12 protein-coding genes and 1 pseudogene are annotated in these 14,974 nt (G+C 68.2%); 9 read left to right on the top strand and 4 right to left on the bottom strand.

Translation table 11 applies throughout. The features are described from left to right. Window positions 1-19: 19 nt before the first annotated feature. A complete protein-coding gene (soxR, locus tag HWW87_RS19825; RefSeq protein ID WP_027781019.1) occupies window positions 20-499 on the bottom strand; it encodes a redox-sensitive transcriptional activator SoxR in 480 nt (159 codons plus the stop codon). Between the two features lie 79 nt (window positions 500-578). Between soxR and HWW87_RS19820 the strand changes: the two genes are divergently transcribed. The 5 genes from HWW87_RS19820 (at window position 579) to HWW87_RS19800 (ending at window position 8,018) form a co-directional block, all read left to right on the top strand. Beyond that, window positions 579-1,775, top strand: a complete 1,197-nt coding sequence (locus HWW87_RS19820) for an efflux RND transporter periplasmic adaptor subunit (RefSeq protein ID WP_175821764.1) — start codon at window positions 579-581, stop codon at window positions 1,773-1,775. 13 nt (window positions 1,776-1,788) lie between these two features. Then, window positions 1,789-4,962, top strand: a complete 3,174-nt coding sequence (locus HWW87_RS19815) for a multidrug efflux RND transporter permease subunit (RefSeq protein WP_175821763.1) — start codon at window positions 1,789-1,791, stop codon at window positions 4,960-4,962. Continuing rightward, entirely contained in the window at window positions 4,959-6,482 is a 1,524-nt protein-coding gene (locus tag HWW87_RS19810) for an efflux transporter outer membrane subunit (protein ID WP_175821762.1), read from the top strand. The genes HWW87_RS19815 and HWW87_RS19810 overlap by 4 nt, the downstream gene beginning before the upstream one ends. A 159-nt stretch (window positions 6,483-6,641) precedes the next feature. Then, window positions 6,642-7,097 (top strand): MarR family transcriptional regulator, encoded by a 456-nt coding sequence (locus HWW87_RS19805; RefSeq protein ID WP_175821761.1) that lies wholly within the window; start codon window positions 6,642-6,644, stop codon window positions 7,095-7,097. 273 nt (window positions 7,098-7,370) lie between these two features. Further along, window positions 7,371-8,018, top strand: coding sequence for a glutathione binding-like protein (locus tag HWW87_RS19800; protein WP_175822115.1), 648 nt, complete (start codon window positions 7,371-7,373; stop codon window positions 8,016-8,018). A gap of 164 nt (window positions 8,019-8,182) precedes the next feature. Here the strand turns inward: HWW87_RS19800 and HWW87_RS19795 are convergent, their stop codons facing one another. Beyond that, entirely contained in the window at window positions 8,183-9,100 is a 918-nt protein-coding gene (locus tag HWW87_RS19795; protein ID WP_175821760.1) for a LysR family transcriptional regulator, read from the bottom strand. A gap of 315 nt (window positions 9,101-9,415) precedes the next feature. Here HWW87_RS19795 and HWW87_RS19790 point away from each other — a divergent pair, with 315 nt between their 5' ends. The 3 genes and pseudogenes from HWW87_RS19790 (at window position 9,416) to HWW87_RS19780 (ending at window position 12,920) form a co-directional block, all read left to right on the top strand. Further along, window positions 9,416-10,732 (top strand): MFS transporter, encoded by a 1,317-nt coding sequence (locus HWW87_RS19790; protein ID WP_175821759.1) that lies wholly within the window; start codon window positions 9,416-9,418, stop codon window positions 10,730-10,732. 150 nt (window positions 10,733-10,882) lie between these two features. Then, entirely contained in the window at window positions 10,883-12,133 is a 1,251-nt protein-coding gene (locus HWW87_RS19785; RefSeq protein WP_175821758.1) for an MFS transporter, read from the top strand. 177 nt (window positions 12,134-12,310) lie between these two features. Then, window positions 12,311-12,920 (top strand): annotated as a pseudogene (locus tag HWW87_RS19780) (cysteine hydrolase family protein). Window positions 12,921-13,033: 113 nt separating this feature from the next. On the opposite strand, the gene HWW87_RS19775 reads toward HWW87_RS19780, so the two are convergent. After that, a complete protein-coding gene (locus tag HWW87_RS19775; RefSeq protein WP_175821757.1) occupies window positions 13,034-13,510 on the bottom strand; it encodes a nuclear transport factor 2 family protein in 477 nt (158 codons plus the stop codon). A gap of 330 nt (window positions 13,511-13,840) precedes the next feature. On the opposite strand from HWW87_RS19775, the gene HWW87_RS19770 reads away from it, so the two are divergent. Then, window positions 13,841-14,227 (top strand): helix-turn-helix domain-containing protein, encoded by a 387-nt coding sequence (locus tag HWW87_RS19770; RefSeq protein WP_175821756.1) that lies wholly within the window; start codon window positions 13,841-13,843, stop codon window positions 14,225-14,227. A 235-nt stretch (window positions 14,228-14,462) separates the two neighbouring features. On the opposite strand, the gene HWW87_RS19765 is transcribed toward HWW87_RS19770, so the two are convergent. Continuing rightward, window positions 14,463-14,834: a YXWGXW repeat-containing protein gene (locus HWW87_RS19765; RefSeq protein ID WP_175821755.1), complete on the bottom strand. Its 372-nt coding sequence runs from the start codon at window positions 14,832-14,834 to the stop codon at window positions 14,463-14,465. Window positions 14,835-14,974: the final 140 nt, after the last annotated feature.

The following is a 14,974-nucleotide window of genomic DNA, read 5'->3' as shown; positions in this document are numbered from 1 at the left end:
CGCCAGCCCGGCCGGCGCGTCATTCGGAATCGGTCGGCGGCTTGTCGCCGAGCCAGCGCCGCGCGCCGGGCCCGTTGCGGCCCGCGCGGTCTTCCGGGTTGGTCAGCTTGCAGCGTTTCAGCGACAGGCAGCCGCAGCCGATGCATTCGTCGAGATTGATGTAGAGCCGCTGCAGCTCCTCGATCCGGCTCGCGACGCGCTGCTTCCAGCCGCGTGACAGCCGCTGCCAGTCCTTGTTGCTCGGCGCGGTGTCCTCGGGCAGGCTGACGAGCTGTTCGGCGATTTCATCGAGCGAATAACCGATCTTCTGCGCGAACACGATGAACGCGATCAGCCGCAGCACCGCACGCGAATAGTGGCGATGGCTCGAGCCGTTGCGATGCGACTTGATCAACCCGCGCATCTCGTAGAAGCGCAGCGTCGACGCCGGCACGCCGCTGCGCGCGGCTACTTCGCGGATCGACATCAGCGGCCATTGCGGGGTTTCCTGGATACCCATGACGCCCTCCGGGAAAGCTTGACTTCAAGTTAACTTCAACTTTTATGCTACGCGGCAGTTTAACCCGTCGCGAGGCATCATGCTCTCCTTTTCCTTACGCAGGACGCCGCCTTTGGGCGCCGCCTGTGCCCTGTTGCTGGCGTTGTCGGGTTGTCACGACGGCAAAGGCGCATCGTCGGCCCATCCGCTTCCCGAAGTCGGCGTCGCCACCGTCGCGCCGCGTACCGTCCGCCTCGCGGACGAATTCAACGGACGCGTCGAAGCGGTCGATGCGGTCGAGCTGCGGCCGCGCGTGAGCGGCTATCTGCAGCGTGTCGCGTACAAGGAGGGCGACGTGGTCGCGCAGGGCGCGTTGCTGTTCGAGATCGATCCGCGCCCGTACCGGATCGCGCTCGACCGTGCAAATGCGCAGCAGCAGCGCGCCCGTGCGGCCGCGAGCCTCGCGAACGTGCAGCTCAAGCGCGTGCAGACGCTGATCGATGCGCATGCGACGTCGCAGGAAGAACTCGACAACGCGCGCGCTACTGCCGAGCAGGCCCGCGCGGACCTGCAGGCGGCCGATGCGGCCGTTGCCGACGCGAAGCTCAATCTCGGTTTCACCGAAGTGCGCGCGCCGATCGCGGGCCGCGTCGGCCGCGCGGTCGCGACCGCCGGCAACCTCGCGCGCGCGGACGACACGCTGCTGACGACCGTCGTGTCGCAGGATCCGGTCTACGTGTATTTCGATTGCGACGAGCAGAGCTACCTGCGCTACAACGCGCGGCGCGCCGATCCGACACATCGCGCGATCGGCGCCGATCCGGTGCGCATCGGCCTCGCGAACGAGACGGGCTTCCCGCATGCGGGCACCGTCGATTTCCTCGACAACCGGCTCGATCCGCAGACCGGCACGATCCGCGCCCGCGTGCGGCTGCCGAATGCGGACCATACGTTTACGCCGGGCCTGTATGCGCGCGTGCAGCTCGTCAGCGGCCGCGACCAGGATGCATTGCTGGTCGACGACAAGGCCGTGCTGACCGACCAGGACCGCAAGTACGTGTACGTGATCGGCCCGGGCGACAAGGCGCTGCGCCGCGACGTGACGATCGGCCGCGAACTCGACGGCGAGCGGATCGTCGAGAAGGGGTTGCAGGCGGGCGACCGCGTCGTGATCGATGGCGTGCAGCGGATCTACTATCCGGGCGCGCAGGTGAAGCCGAAGGCGCTGCCCACGCGCGCCGATGCGGGCAGCGCGACGCAGGCGGTCGCCGATGCCGGCACGCCCGCCGCGCGATAACGGGAGCGATACGATGGATTTCTCCCGATTCTTCATCGACCGGCCGATCTTCGCGGTCGTGCTGTCGATCGTCATCTTCGCGATCGGCCTGATCTCGATTCCGATGCTGCCGGCCGGCGAATATCCGGAAGTCGTGCCGCCGAGCGTCGTCGTGCGCGCAACGTACCCGGGCGCGAACCCGAAGGAAATCGCCGAGTCGGTGGCCGAACCGCTGGAAGAGGCGATCAACGGCGTCGAAGGCATCATGTACATGAAGTCGGTCGCCGGCTCGGACGGCAGCCTGCAGGTCGTCGTGACGTTCCTGCAGGGCGTCGATCCCGACACGGCCGCCGTGCGTGTGCAGAACCGCGTGAGCCAGGCGCTGTCGCGCCTGCCCGACGAGGTGCGCCAGTACGGCGTGACCACGCAGAAGCAGTCACCCACGCCGCTGATGTACGTGAGCCTCTATTCGCCGGACAACAGCCGCGATTCGCTGTACCTGCGCAACTACCTGACGCTGCACGTGAAGGACGAATTGTCGCGGCTCACCGGCATCGGGGACGTCGGCGTGTACGGCTCCGGCGACTACGCGATGCGGCTGTGGCTCGACCCGAACCGGCTCGCGTCGCGCGGGCTGACCGCGAGCGACGTGATCGCGGCCGTGCGCGAGCAGAACGTGCAGGTATCGGCCGGTCAGCTCGGCGCGGAACCGTCGCCGAAGAAAAACGACTTCCTCGTGTCGATCAACGTGCGCGGCCGCCTGCGCACGGTGCAGGAATTCAGCGACATCGTGCTGCGCAACGGCGATGACGGGCAGGTCGTGAAGCTGTCCGACGTCGCGCGCATCGAGCTCGGCGCGGGCGACTACACGCTGCGCTCGTATTTCAACGACAAGCATTCGGCCGTGGTCGGCATCTTCCTGTCGCCGGGCGCGAATGCGCTCGACGTCGCGAAGGCCGTGTATGCGAAGCTCGACGAGCTGTCGAAGCGCTTCCCGCCCGGCGTCGCGTACCGTCCCGTGTGGGACCCGACGGTGTTCGTGCGCGAATCGATCCGCGCGGTGCAGCACACGCTGATCGAGGCCGTCGTGCTGGTCGTGCTCGTCGTGATCCTGTTCCTGCAAACGTGGCGCGCGTCGATCATTCCGCTCGTCGCGGTGCCGGTGTCGGTGGTCGGCACGTTCGCGTTCCTCCATCTGCTCGGTTACTCGATCAACACGCTGACGCTGTTCGGGCTCGTGCTCGCGATCGGGATCGTCGTCGACGATGCGATCGTCGTCGTCGAGAACGTCGAGCGCAACATCGCTCGGGGGCTGAGCCCGCGCGATGCCGCGCACCAGGCGATGCGCGAGGTGTCGGGGCCGATCGTCGCGATCGCGCTCGTGCTGTGCGCGGTATTCGTGCCGATGGCGTTCATGTCGGGCGTCACGGGCCAGTTCTACCGGCAGTTCGCGGTGACGATCGCGATCTCGACGGTGATCTCCGCGATCAATTCGTTGACCCTGTCGCCCGCGCTCGCCGCGAAGCTGCTGCGTCCGCACGGCGCGCCGAAGGATGCGTTGACGCGTGCGCTCGATCGCGCATTCGGCTGGCTGTTCCATCCGTTCAACCGCTTCTTCGAGCGCAGTTCCGATCGCTATCATGGCATCGTCGGTCGCACGCTGAAGCGGCGCGGCGTGGTGTTCGCGGTCTATGCGGCGCTGCTCGCGGCGACCGCGCTGCTGTTCAACGCGGTGCCGGGCGGCTTCATCCCCGTGCAGGACAAGCTGTACCTGTTCGCGGGCGCGAAGCTGCCGGAAGGCGCGTCGCTCGCACGCACCAGCGCGGTGACCGAGCAGATGACGAAGATCGCGCTCGGCACCGACGGCGTCGAGATGGTGCCGGCGTTCGCGGGGCTGAATGCGCTGCAGGGTGTGAACACGCCGAACATCACGAACTCGTACGTGATCCTGAAGCCGTTCGACCAGCGTCATCGCAGCGCCGCGCAGATCAACGCGGACCTGAACGCGCGCTTCGCGGCGATCGGCGGCGGCATCACTTATGCGCTGATGCCGCCGCCGATCCAGGGCCTCGGCAATGGCTCCGGCTACTCGCTGTACCTCGAGGATCGCGGCGGGCTCGGCTACGGCGAATTGCAGAAGGCGCTCGCCGCGTTCCAGGCCGCGGTCGCGAAGACGCCGGGGATGAGCTATCCCGTCAGCTCGTACCAGGCGAACATCCCGCAGCTCGAGGTGAAGGTCGACCGGCTGAAGGCGAAGGCGCAGGGCGTCGCGCTGACCGATCTGTTCAATACGTTGCAGGTCTATCTCGGCTCGATGTACGTGAACGACTTCAACGTGTTCGGCCGCGTGTATCGCGTGATGGCGCAAGCGGATGCCGGCCATCGGCAGACGGCCGCCGACATCGCGAACCTGCGCACGCGCAACGCGAAGGGCGAGATGGTGCCGATCGGCTCGATGGTGACGGTCGGGCCTGCGTACGGCCCCGACCCGGTCGTCCGCTACAACGGCTATCCGGCAGCGGACCTGATCGGCGACGCCGATCCGAAGATGATGTCGTCGTCGCAGGCGATCGCGAAGCTCCAGCAGATCGCGAAGGACGTGCTGCCGCCCGGCATCACGCTCGAATGGACCGACCTCAGCTACCAGCAGGTCACGCAGAGCAACGCGGCGATCGTCGTATTCCCGCTGGCCGTGATGCTCGTGTTCCTGGTGCTCGCGTCGCTGTACGAGAGCTGGACGCTGCCGCTCGCGGTGATCCTGATCGTGCCCGTGTGCATGTGTGCGGCGCTGTTCGGCGTGTGGCTGTCCGGCGGCGACAACAACGTGTTCGTGCAGGTCGGCCTGGTCGTGCTGATGGGGCTCGCATGCAAGAACGCAATCCTGATCGTCGAATTCGCGCGCGAGCTCGAGATCCAGGGCAAGGGCGCGGTCGAAGCGGCGCTCGAAGCGTGCAAGCTGCGGCTGCGTCCGATCGTGATGACGTCGGTCGCGTTCATCGCGGGCTCGGTGCCGCTGCTGATCGGCAGCGGCGCGGGCAGCGAAGTGCGGGCGGCCACCGGCGTCACCGTGTTCGCCGGGATGCTGGGCGTCACGCTGTTCGGGCTGTTCCTGACGCCCGTGTTCTACGTGGCGATCCGCAAGCTCGCGGGCGGCACGCCGGCCGTCTGGAGCGAACAGCACGGCACCCTCGAAGGAGAAAACCGATGAGCGCCGCTTTCCGTCTTTCCGCGCTCGCGATGTCGGTGACGCTCGCTGCATGCGCGGTCGGCCCCGATTTCAAGCGGCCCGACTCGGCCACCGCCGCGCGGTTCGCACGCGACGCCCACCCGGCGACGCAGCGCGATGCGGTGCCGGCCGATACACAGCCCGATACGCCGCCCGACGCGTCGGCCGACGCCGATGCCACGTTCTGGCGCGGGTTCGGCGATCCGGCGCTGACGCAGTTGATCGATGCGGCGCTCGCAGCAAACCAGGATTTACAGGTCGCCGTGTCGCGCTACGACGTGTCGAACGCGCTGCTGTCGCAGGCGACTTTCGACCGCTATCCGACGATCACCGCGAGCGGCCAGATCGGCCATCAGTTGATGAGCAAGGATCAGGCGTTCGGCGCGCCGCGCAGCCAGCGCGATGCGCCGACGTCGAGCGTCGGCATCAATGCCGCGTGGGAACTCGACCTGTTCGGCCGCGTGCGCCGCTCGATCGAGTCGCAGCGCGCGGAAACGGCGGCCAGCGCGGCCGACGTACGCGCGGTGCGCGTCGCGATCGCGGGGGAGGTCGCGAGTACGTACGTCGATCTGCGCGGTTCTCAGGAGCGGTTGCGGATCGCCCGCGAGAACGCCGACAACCAGAAGCAGACGCTCGCGCTGATCAATGCGCGCGTCGGCGCGGGACGAGGCTCCGAACTCGATGCGGCGCGAGCACGCGCGCAGTACGAATCGACGACATCGCGGATCGCCGTGTACGAAGCCGCGATCGGTGTCGACGAGCATCGGCTCGCGGTGTTGACCGGGCAGACGCCGGATGCGCTGATCGGCCGGTTCGACCTGCCGAAGACGGCCGCGCCGACGGGCACGCCTGTCCCGCTGCCGGCGCTCGCGACCGACATCGATCCCGGCACGCCGGGTGACCTGCTGCGCCGCCGCCCCGATGTCGCGGCCGCCGAAGCGCGGCTGCATGCGGCGACCGCGCGTGTCGGCGTCGCGACCGCCGACCTGTTCCCGCGCTTCACGCTGTCGGGGCTGCTCGGCAGCGCGACGAGCAGCTACGGGTTCTTCCGCGCGGGCAGCGACACGAACCTGATCGCGCTCGGCATCGACTGGTCGTTCCTCGACGTCGGCCGTGTGCGTGCACGGATCGCCGCGAGCGACGCGGAAGCGGCCGGCCAGCTTGCGCAGTACCGGCAGACCGTACTCGGCGCGCTGGAGGAAACCGAGAGCGCGCTGCTGCGTGTTGCCCGCACGCGAGACGAGACCGCGCACCTCGTGCGCGCGGCCGACGACAGCGCACGCGCCGCGCAGCTCGCGCAGGCCCGCTTCTCGGCCGGCGCGATCGACTACTACGAAGTGCTCGACGCGCAGCGGACGCTGCTGCAGGCGCAGGATGCGGCGGCGGACGGGCGGATGCGCAGCGCGGCGTCGACGGTCGCGCTGTACAAGGCGCTCGCGGGCGGCTGGCCGTCGGGCACGGGGCAGGGCATGGAAGGCTCGCTCGCGCAGTCGGGGAAGTAGTGCGAGCCGTGCGGCGCGGCGGTCGTGGCGCCGCGTCGCGCGACGAAATGCTCGCCGATCGGCGGGCAAGATGGCGGTAATTGCAATCGCATGAACAGGCCATCGCTCTCGCGGTAAAATTTAATTGCAACTGCAATTAAGCGAGAGGAACGACCTGACATGAATGCAACCGAACCCGATCTGTGGTTCTCGTTCGTCCGCGCACACCGGACGATGATTCGCGAGATCGAGCGTCGCCTCGCGGCGGCCCGCCTGCCCGCGTACGCGTGGTACGACGCGCTGTGGGGGCTCGAAAGCGGACCCGACGGCACGCGCCGCATGCACGAACTGGCCGACGTGCTCGCGCTCGAGCGTTACAACCTGACGCGGCTCGTCGACCGGCTCGAACAGGAGGGGCTCGTCACGCGCACGCGTTCGGCGGATGACGGCCGCGCCGCGTTCGCGAGCATCACCGACAAGGGCCGGACGCTGCGCAAAAAGATGTGGAAGGTGTACCAGTCGACGGTCGCCGAGCTGTTTCTCGACCAGTTCACCGGCAAGGAGCGGGCGGCGATGACCGCCGGGCTCGACCGCGCGACCGCCGCAGCGCGCGACGCGGCGGCCGACGCGAAGTAACGGTATCCGGCACACGGAGCGGCCGCGCGCCGCGCGTCGAACGTCGAGCGGAAACGCCGCGCGGCCTTGCGGCGTGAGCCGACGCGTCGTCGGCCGTTCGAGGCGGGCTGCTGCGGCCCGGCGGGTATCGGGCGTCCGCACGGGCGAACCGGGTCGCGCAGTCTGCATATCCCTCCTTCGAGTACTGACATGTCGCAGGCGCTATCGTTTTCGGCATAGGATTGCAATTGCAACGATTGCAGTTGCAACGATAACCCGATGACAAGGACCGACATGACCTCGACGCACTCCCTCACGTTCTATACGGCCGACACGCCGAACGGACACAAGATCGCGATCTACCTGGAAGAGGCCGGGCTTGCCCACGATCGCGTGCAGGTGAACCTGTCCGCCGGCGAGCAGCGCAGCCCGGCGTATCTCGCGATCAATCCGAACGGCAAGATCCCGGCTATCGTCGACCACGACACGGGGCTCGCCGTCTTCGAATCCGGCGCGATCCTCGGCTATCTCGCCGCGAAGACGGGCTGCCTGCAGCCTGAAACGCAGGCCGAGCGCACGGCGGTCCAGCAATGGCTGCATTTCCAGATTGGCGGGATCGGGCCGATGCTCGGCCAGCTGTGGTGGTTCCTGCGCGCCTCGAAGACGGGCAATGCGGAAGCGATCGACCGCTACCGGAAGGAGGCGCTGCGTCTCTACGGGGTCGTGAACGGCCGCTTGTCGGAATCGGCGTATCTCGCGTCGTCGCGATATTCGATCGCCGTCATTGCGGCGTTTGCGTGGCTGCGCACGGCGGCCGAGCTCGATCTCGACATTGCCGGCTTTCCGCACGTCGAGCGCTGGCTTGCCGAGATCGCCGCGCGGCCGGCCGTTCAGCGGGGCCTGATCGCGTGCCGCACGCCGACGGCCGAGGCGGCGCACTGACATCGCATCGCCCGCGCCGCATGGCCCATGATCGCAACAAAGCGCGCGCTTCGTGCCACCGAAACGGACGAGAACGCCGCATGCGGCGGCGTGCGGAGTCGTGTGGTGCGGTGCCCCGACGCGATGCGCGCGCGAGCTGAAAAGCGGGCGAAGCGCTCGACGCGTTACCGCGCGTTCGGCCCCTTGACCGTCAGCCGGCAGACGGTCGCGAGCGCGAGCAGGTTCGGGTCTCGCTCGCGGCGATGCAGGAAGCTCAGGCCGAAGGTCTGACGGATCGTTGCTCCGGCGAGCGGCACGAGCGCGATCCGGTGCGCGAACAGGTCGCGCACGCGGCCGGGCAGCAGCGAGCAGCCGACGCCGCCCGACACGAGGTTGATCAGCGAGAAGATGTCGCCCACCCGCATCACGACGTTCGGCGTGACGCCGGCCGCGCGGAACGCCTCCGTGAAACCGTGGTGCGTCGCGAAGCCTTCGCCGAGCGACACGAACGGCTCGGCGCCGCACGCGTGGAGATCGACCGCATCGCATTGCGCATACGGCGAATCAATCGGCGCGGCGAAGAACATCTCGTCCTCGAACAGCGCGATCGATTCGATCTCGGCGTCCGGTTCGGGCAACGCCATCAGCGTGGCGTCGATCGCGCCGTGCCTGAGCTTGTCGAGCAGGTCGGCGTTCGAGCCGAGCACGAGTTCGGCCTGCAAATCGGGGCGGCGCGCCTTCAGCGCGATTACGACCTCGGGCACGGTGCGGATCGTCAGCGAATACAGCGAGCCGATCTTCAACTGGCCCGCGCCGTAGCCGGCCGCCTCGCGCGTCGAACGGATCCCGTCCGTCATCGTCTTGAGCACTTCGCCCGCGACTTCGGCGAGCACCTGTGCGGCGTCGGTCGGCATCAGGTTCCGCCCTTCGTGGCGGAACAGCGCGCAGTGCATCCCTTCCTCGAGCGTATGCAGCGCACGATGCACGCTGACCGTGCTGATGCCCAGCGCCTCGGCCGCCTTCGCGAGGCTGCCGGCTTCCATGAACGCGAGCAGCACTTCGAGCTTGCGGAACGTGATCTCTTCGTTGATGCGGTTGCGCATGATGCGGAAGACGGGAAGGGCGGCCGACGATTCTGCCGCAGAACCGCGGCCGCAACAATGCGCGGATTGCCGGGGTTTTCGCGCGGCGAAGCCTGCGGAAACAACATTTAATCTCAGGCTAATCATCTGCCGTGGGCATTGATTGATGCGGGTTTGCGGCATCCCTATGATCGATTCACGCCGATCGTGCATGGGCCGGGAGGGTCCGTCGTACTTGTCCCGTATCGGCGGCGATGCGAACGGCCCGGTCGCCCATGCCCGCGACCGAAGACGGCACGCATGCGGCGCGGCACCACGAGACTGCAGGAGACAAGCATGCGCGACTCACGTCGGAATTCGCGACAGCGGCAGGTGATCGCCGCCGTCGTCGGCAATACCCTCGAGTGGTACGACTTCATCGTCTACGGTTTCTTCTCCGGTATCATCGCGCGGCTGTTCTTTCCCGCCGAGAGCCAGTATGCGTCGCTGCTGATGTCGCTCGCGACGTTCGGCGTCGGCTTCTTCATGCGTCCGGTAGGCGGCATCCTGCTCGGCCTCTATGCGGACCGCAAGGGTCGCAAGGCTGCGATGCAGCTCATCATCCTGCTGATGACGCTGTCGATCGCGCTGATCACGTTCGCGCCACCGTACGCGGCGATCGGCCCGGCGGCGCCGGTCGTGATCGTCGTCGCGCGGCTGCTGCAGGGTTTCGCCACCGGCGGCGAATACGCGAGCGCGACCGCGTTTCTCGTCGAAAGCGCACCCGCGAACCGGCGCGGGCTGTACGGATCGTGGCAACTGATCGGCCAGTGCCTCGCGGTGTTCTCGGGCGCCGCGATGGGCGCGTGGGCCACGCAGTCGCTGTCGGATGCGGCGCTGCACAGCTGGGGCTGGCGCGTGCCGTTCGCGCTCGGGTTGCTGATCGGTCCGGTGGGGCTGTGGATCCGCCGGCACATGGAGGAGACGGAGGCATTTCTCGACGCGAGCAAGTCGACGCTCGAGCCGCCGGCGAGCGTGTCGCGCGTGCTGCGCGACAACCTGCGCGGCGTGCTGGTGTCGATGGGGCAGACGATCACCGGCACGGCCGTGTTCTACGTGATGCTGGTGAACATGCCGACGTTCGTGCACAAGACCTTCGGGCTGCCGCTCGACCAGGTGTTCAAGGTGCAGATGGCGGCAGTCGCGCTGCTGACGGTGACGATACCCGTCGCGGCGATCGTCTCCGATCGCGTCGGCCGACGGCCGGTCCTGATCGCGGGCACGTTCGCGCTGCTGACGGTCACGTATCCGCTGTTCTCGTGGCTGGCCGCGGCGCCAGGCATCGGGCGCCTGCTTATGATGCAACTCGTGATCTGCGCGATCATCGGCATCTGCTACGGCCCCGCGCCGACCACGCTGGCCGAGCAGTTCGCGACCCGTTCGCGCTCGACCGGCATCGCGCTGGCCTACAACGTCGCGGTGATGGTGTTCGGCGGCTTCGCGCCGTTCATCGTCACGTGGCTGACGCGTGCGAGCGGGTCGCCCGTCGCGCCCGCGTGGTACGTGCTGTTCGCGGCGTCGTTCGGGCTGCTCGCCAGCGTGTTCATGCACGACGGCGCGCCGTGCGTGGTCGCGCGCCGACAGTTTCAGCGCGAGCCGCTGAGCGCCAAGTAGCGGCCGCACGGCCGGGACGGCGATCCATCGGCGCGGGCCGCATGCAGGGTATTGCGCGAGCCGATGCTTAGCATCGCGGCCGGCGGCCTACCGCGGCGGCCGCCCGGTCATTACGCTTGGGCGATCATCCACTCTGTCCGGAAGGTCGCCATGTCCCGGCTCGACTACAAACTGCTCGGCCCCTGCCTGCTCGCCATCGCGCTCGACGCGATGGGGTTCGGGCTCGTTTATCCGATGATGTCCGCGATCTTCAGCGATCCGCATGCGGGCATCCTGCCGACCGACGCCGGCGCGCACGCGCGCAATTTCTATCTCGGCCTCGGCTACGGAATCTACCCGCTGTGCATGTTCTTCGGCTCGTCGCTGATGGGCGAGCTGTCCGATCGCTACGGCCGCCGCCGGATCCTGCTGCTGTGCGTGCTCGGCCTCGCGGTCGGCTACGCGATGATGGCGGCCGGCGCGTGGCATGCCAGCGTCGCGCTGCTGCTGGCCGGCCGCGGGCTCACCGGCCTGATGGCCGGCTGCCAGGGCATCGCGCAGGCGGCCATCACCGATCTCAGCACGCCCGACACGAAGGCGTACAACATGAGCATCATGTCGCTCGCGTTCAGCGCGGGCGTGATCGTCGGCCCGGTGCTCGGCGGCGTCACGTCCGACCGGACGATCTCGCCGCTGTTCGACTACGGCACGCCGTTCGTGCTGGTCGCCGCGCTGTCGCTGATCTGCGCGTGCTGGACCTGGGCGTCGTATCGCGATTCCGCCGCGCCGCGCGGCGATACGCGCATCGATCCGCTGCTGCCGCTGCGGATCATCCTGGAGGCCGCGCGGCAGCGCAATGTCGCGTTCCTGTCGGTGGTGTTCTTCCTGATGCAGGTCGGCTACGGGCTCTACCTGCAGACCATCATGCTGCTGTTGCAGGCGAAATTCGGCTATACGAGCGCGCGGCTCGGGCTGTTCAGCGGCGTGATCGGCATCTGCTTCGTGTTCGGCCTGTTGTGCGTCGTGCGGCTGATGCTGCGCGTGTGGCGCGTGATCGATATCGCGAAGACGGGCCTGCTCGTGGCCGGCGTTGGCCAGATCCTGTCCGCGCTGTTTCCGCACGAACCGGTGCTGTGGGCGCTCGCGATGGTCGTCGGCTGCTTCGACATGGTTGCGTACACGACGATGTATACGGCGTTCTCCGATGCCGTCAGCGACGATCGGCAGGGCTGGGCGCTCGGCGTCGCGGGCTCGGTGATGGCGGTCGCGTGGGTCGTGACGGGCGCGCTGACGAACCTGCTGCCCGTATTCGGCGAAATTGGACTGTTGCTGATCGGCGGCGCGGGTTTCCTGCTCAGCTTCGCGATGATGGTCGCGTACGGCCGCACGCGGCCGGGCGCGCGAACGGCCGTGCTGTCGTAGGCGGCGCACACGCACGTTGGCCCGATCCTGTCGGACGTTGTCCCGCGCGCCGCTGTCGCGTCATGCCGCGCGGCCCGACACTGGCGCGTCGCGGCCGGGGAGGTTCCGGGCCGCGTGCGGCGGCGCCGGCAGACCCGGCGCGCCGTTCCGTCAATGTGCCAACCGAGAGAGCATTCCATGCAACATCCGACCATCCGTACCCTGGCCGGCGCGCGCGCGCCGACGTCGATCGCCGCCGGCCGCACCGCTGCTGGTGATCGATTTCCAGAACGAATACTTCAGCGGCCGCCTGCCGATTCCGGACGGGCCGCGTGCGCTGGGCAATGCGCAGCGCGTGATCGCGCTTGCCGACCGCGCGGGCATTCCGGTGTTTCACGTCCAGCACGTCGATACGGCCGACAGCCCGATCTTCGCCGACGGCAGCGACGGCTTCCGCTTTCATGCGGACCTGCAGCCGGCGCTCCATCACGCGGTCGTGAAGAAAACGTCGGTGAGCGTATTCCCGACGACGGACCTCGATGCGCGGCTGAAGGCGGCCGGCATCGACACGCTGATCGTCACCGGCCTGATGACGCATGCGTGCGTGGCCGGCGCGGCCCGCGATGCGGTGCCGCTCGGCTATGCGGTGATCGTCGTCGACGATGCCTGTGCGACGCGCGACCTCGACGTCGCGGACGGCGGCACGGTGCCGCATCGCGACCTCCATCGTGCGACGCTGGCCGCGCTGTCGGACACGTTCGGCGACGTGCTGACGACCGAGCAGGTGCTGGCGCTCGGCGTCGCGTGACGGCGGCCGGGTTCGCGCATCAGTCGGCCCGGCCCGGCGTACACGGTTTCGCCGCGGCAGCACGTTTCGATCACGCGGGTTGGCGCGAACGTGCCGCGCGCCGGCCGCGTGCATCAGAACATCGTGTTTCGATTCGCGGACGTTTCGGGTACCGGCTGGATCACGTCCCAGTGTTCGACGATCTTGCCGTCCTTCACGCGGAAGATGTCGACCACCGCTTCGCCGCGATCGCCTGGACGCTCGGTCGCATGCACGTGCAGATAGACGAGATCGCCGTCGGCCGTGCTGCGGACGATGCGCGCGCGCGACGCCGGGTTCTTCTGGAACGCGCCGACGAAGTACGACACGAACGGCTTCTTGCCGTCCGGCACGCGCGGGTTGTGCTGTTTGTAGTCGTCCGCGACGACGGCGGCGGCCTCGACTGCTTCGTGCCGGTTGAAGAAGCGGTCGTAGAACGTCAGCACGAGCTGGCGGTTGGCTTCCTCGGCGGCCAGGTTGCGCGTAGCCGGGCCGGCGGCCAGCGCAGTCGTCGATGCGGCCAGCAAAACGAATGCAGCAACGGCGCGAACGGGGGAGCGGGACGATGACATGTAGCGTTTTCCTTGTCTGACGAGTCGTGGATGGATATGCGAGCGCGACTGCGGGTTGCGCGGGTCGCGCCGACCGGCGCGCGGGTGGAGGCGTAGCCGCGACATGCACGCCGTATCGGCATGAAGGATTCGCCGACGAGACGATGAGTTTGCCGCTACCGATAGCGCGAGGCCGCGCGGCATCGTCATGCTTCGTTGAACTGGCGAATCCGGGCGGCTGTCGGGCCGGTCGAATGGTACAGTTGCCGCGAACCCGTCACAAGAAGTCAGCGCGGTGTGAACAGGTCACGCCGCGGTGACCGTGCATCGCCCGTGAAAGAGAATCCCGCCATGTCGCTCCCGCCCGCCGACGAATCCGTCGAACTCGATCAGCCATGCCCGATCCGCGATGTGCTCGACCGCATCGGCGACCAGTGGAGCCTGCTCGTGCTCGAGGCGCTGGCCGGCAGAACGATGCGCTTCAACGAGCTCGGCCGTACGATCGGCGATGTGTCGAACCAGATGCTGTCGCGTACGCTGAAGCGGCTCGAACAGGACGGCTTCGTCAGTCGCACGCTGTTCGCCGAAGTGCCGCCGCGTGTCGAATACGCGTTGACCGACCTCGGGCGTTCGTTCCTGACGCCGATGCAGGCGATGATCCGGTGGGCCGACGAACACCATCGCGCGATCTGCGCGGCGCGCCGTTGTGCGCGGGAGCTGGATGCGGGCGAGCGCTGAGCGTGGTGCGCGCATCGATCCGTTGGCTGACGGTATGCGGCAGACGAGCGCGACGGGTTGAGACATGGCCGGATGCATTCGCATCGCCATCGCGTGACTTCGTTATCCGAACGATGTCATTGGAACTGCGACCGGACGATATGTTGACCGCAGCACGGCTGCCGTGGCGCGGACGGCGCCGGCTCTCGCGCGCGGCTCGGCTCCGGACCTTCATCGGCCGGAGCCGAGTCGCTGCTCACCGCCACGAACCGTCGACGTAGACCCACACCGGCCCTTGGCGGCGCCAGTAGCCGGGCACCCAGCGGCGTCCGGGGCGCCGTGCGACCCAGCGGCCGGACACCCAGATATAGCGGCCGCGCTGCCAGCGCCAGTAGCCGTCCGTCCATATATAGCCGTGCGGCCGGGGTGGGGGCGGGCGACGGTCGTGGCGTGCCGCCGGCGGCGCGAAGCCGGGGCGATCCGCATAGGGCGGCCCGCCGGGAACGCGGTTCGGGCCGGACGGCCGGTACACGGGCGGGGTGGGCTGGGCCGAGGCGGCGCGCAGCCAGCCGGTGCCGACGAAGGCGGCGGTCAATCCGATGGCGCGCAGCAGCGAGCGTCGATTCATGGCGGTTCCTGTTCTGGATTCGAGGCCGCCTTACATTAGCCTGCCGGGACGCCCGCCGGGTTACGCGGACGGTCAAGGCTGTTACCGAGTGTCACGGCAGGCGCGAGCCGCCTTTCCCTTTCTGGCGGCTGACGGGATCT

Source organism: Burkholderia sp. BCC0419 (assembly GCF_902830285.1).
Classification (GTDB): domain Bacteria; phylum Pseudomonadota; class Gammaproteobacteria; order Burkholderiales; family Burkholderiaceae; genus Burkholderia.
Note: the sequence above shows the minus strand (reverse complement) of the source record. Positions and strands in the feature narration are given on the sequence as shown.

Excerpts from the sequence above, each read along its gene's own strand:
- soxR (WP_027781019.1), bottom strand. The coding sequence starts at position 499 with ATGGGTATCCAGGAAACCCCGCAATGGCCGCTGATGTCGATCCGCGAA.
- HWW87_RS19820 (WP_175821764.1), top strand. The coding sequence starts at position 579 with ATGCTCTCCTTTTCCTTACGCAGGACGCCGCCTTTGGGCGCCGCCTGT.
- HWW87_RS19815 (WP_175821763.1), top strand. The coding sequence starts at position 1,789 with ATGGATTTCTCCCGATTCTTCATCGACCGGCCGATCTTCGCGGTCGTG.
- HWW87_RS19810 (WP_175821762.1), top strand. The coding sequence starts at position 4,959 with ATGAGCGCCGCTTTCCGTCTTTCCGCGCTCGCGATGTCGGTGACGCTC.
- HWW87_RS19805 (WP_175821761.1), top strand. The coding sequence starts at position 6,642 with ATGAATGCAACCGAACCCGATCTGTGGTTCTCGTTCGTCCGCGCACAC.
- HWW87_RS19800 (WP_175822115.1), top strand. The coding sequence starts at position 7,371 with ATGACCTCGACGCACTCCCTCACGTTCTATACGGCCGACACGCCGAAC.
- HWW87_RS19795 (WP_175821760.1), bottom strand. The coding sequence starts at position 9,100 with ATGCGCAACCGCATCAACGAAGAGATCACGTTCCGCAAGCTCGAAGTG.
- HWW87_RS19790 (WP_175821759.1), top strand. The coding sequence starts at position 9,416 with ATGCGCGACTCACGTCGGAATTCGCGACAGCGGCAGGTGATCGCCGCC.
- HWW87_RS19785 (WP_175821758.1), top strand. The coding sequence starts at position 10,883 with ATGTCCCGGCTCGACTACAAACTGCTCGGCCCCTGCCTGCTCGCCATC.
- HWW87_RS19775 (WP_175821757.1), bottom strand. The coding sequence starts at position 13,510 with ATGTCATCGTCCCGCTCCCCCGTTCGCGCCGTTGCTGCATTCGTTTTG.
- HWW87_RS19770 (WP_175821756.1), top strand. The coding sequence starts at position 13,841 with ATGTCGCTCCCGCCCGCCGACGAATCCGTCGAACTCGATCAGCCATGC.
- HWW87_RS19765 (WP_175821755.1), bottom strand. The coding sequence starts at position 14,834 with ATGAATCGACGCTCGCTGCTGCGCGCCATCGGATTGACCGCCGCCTTC.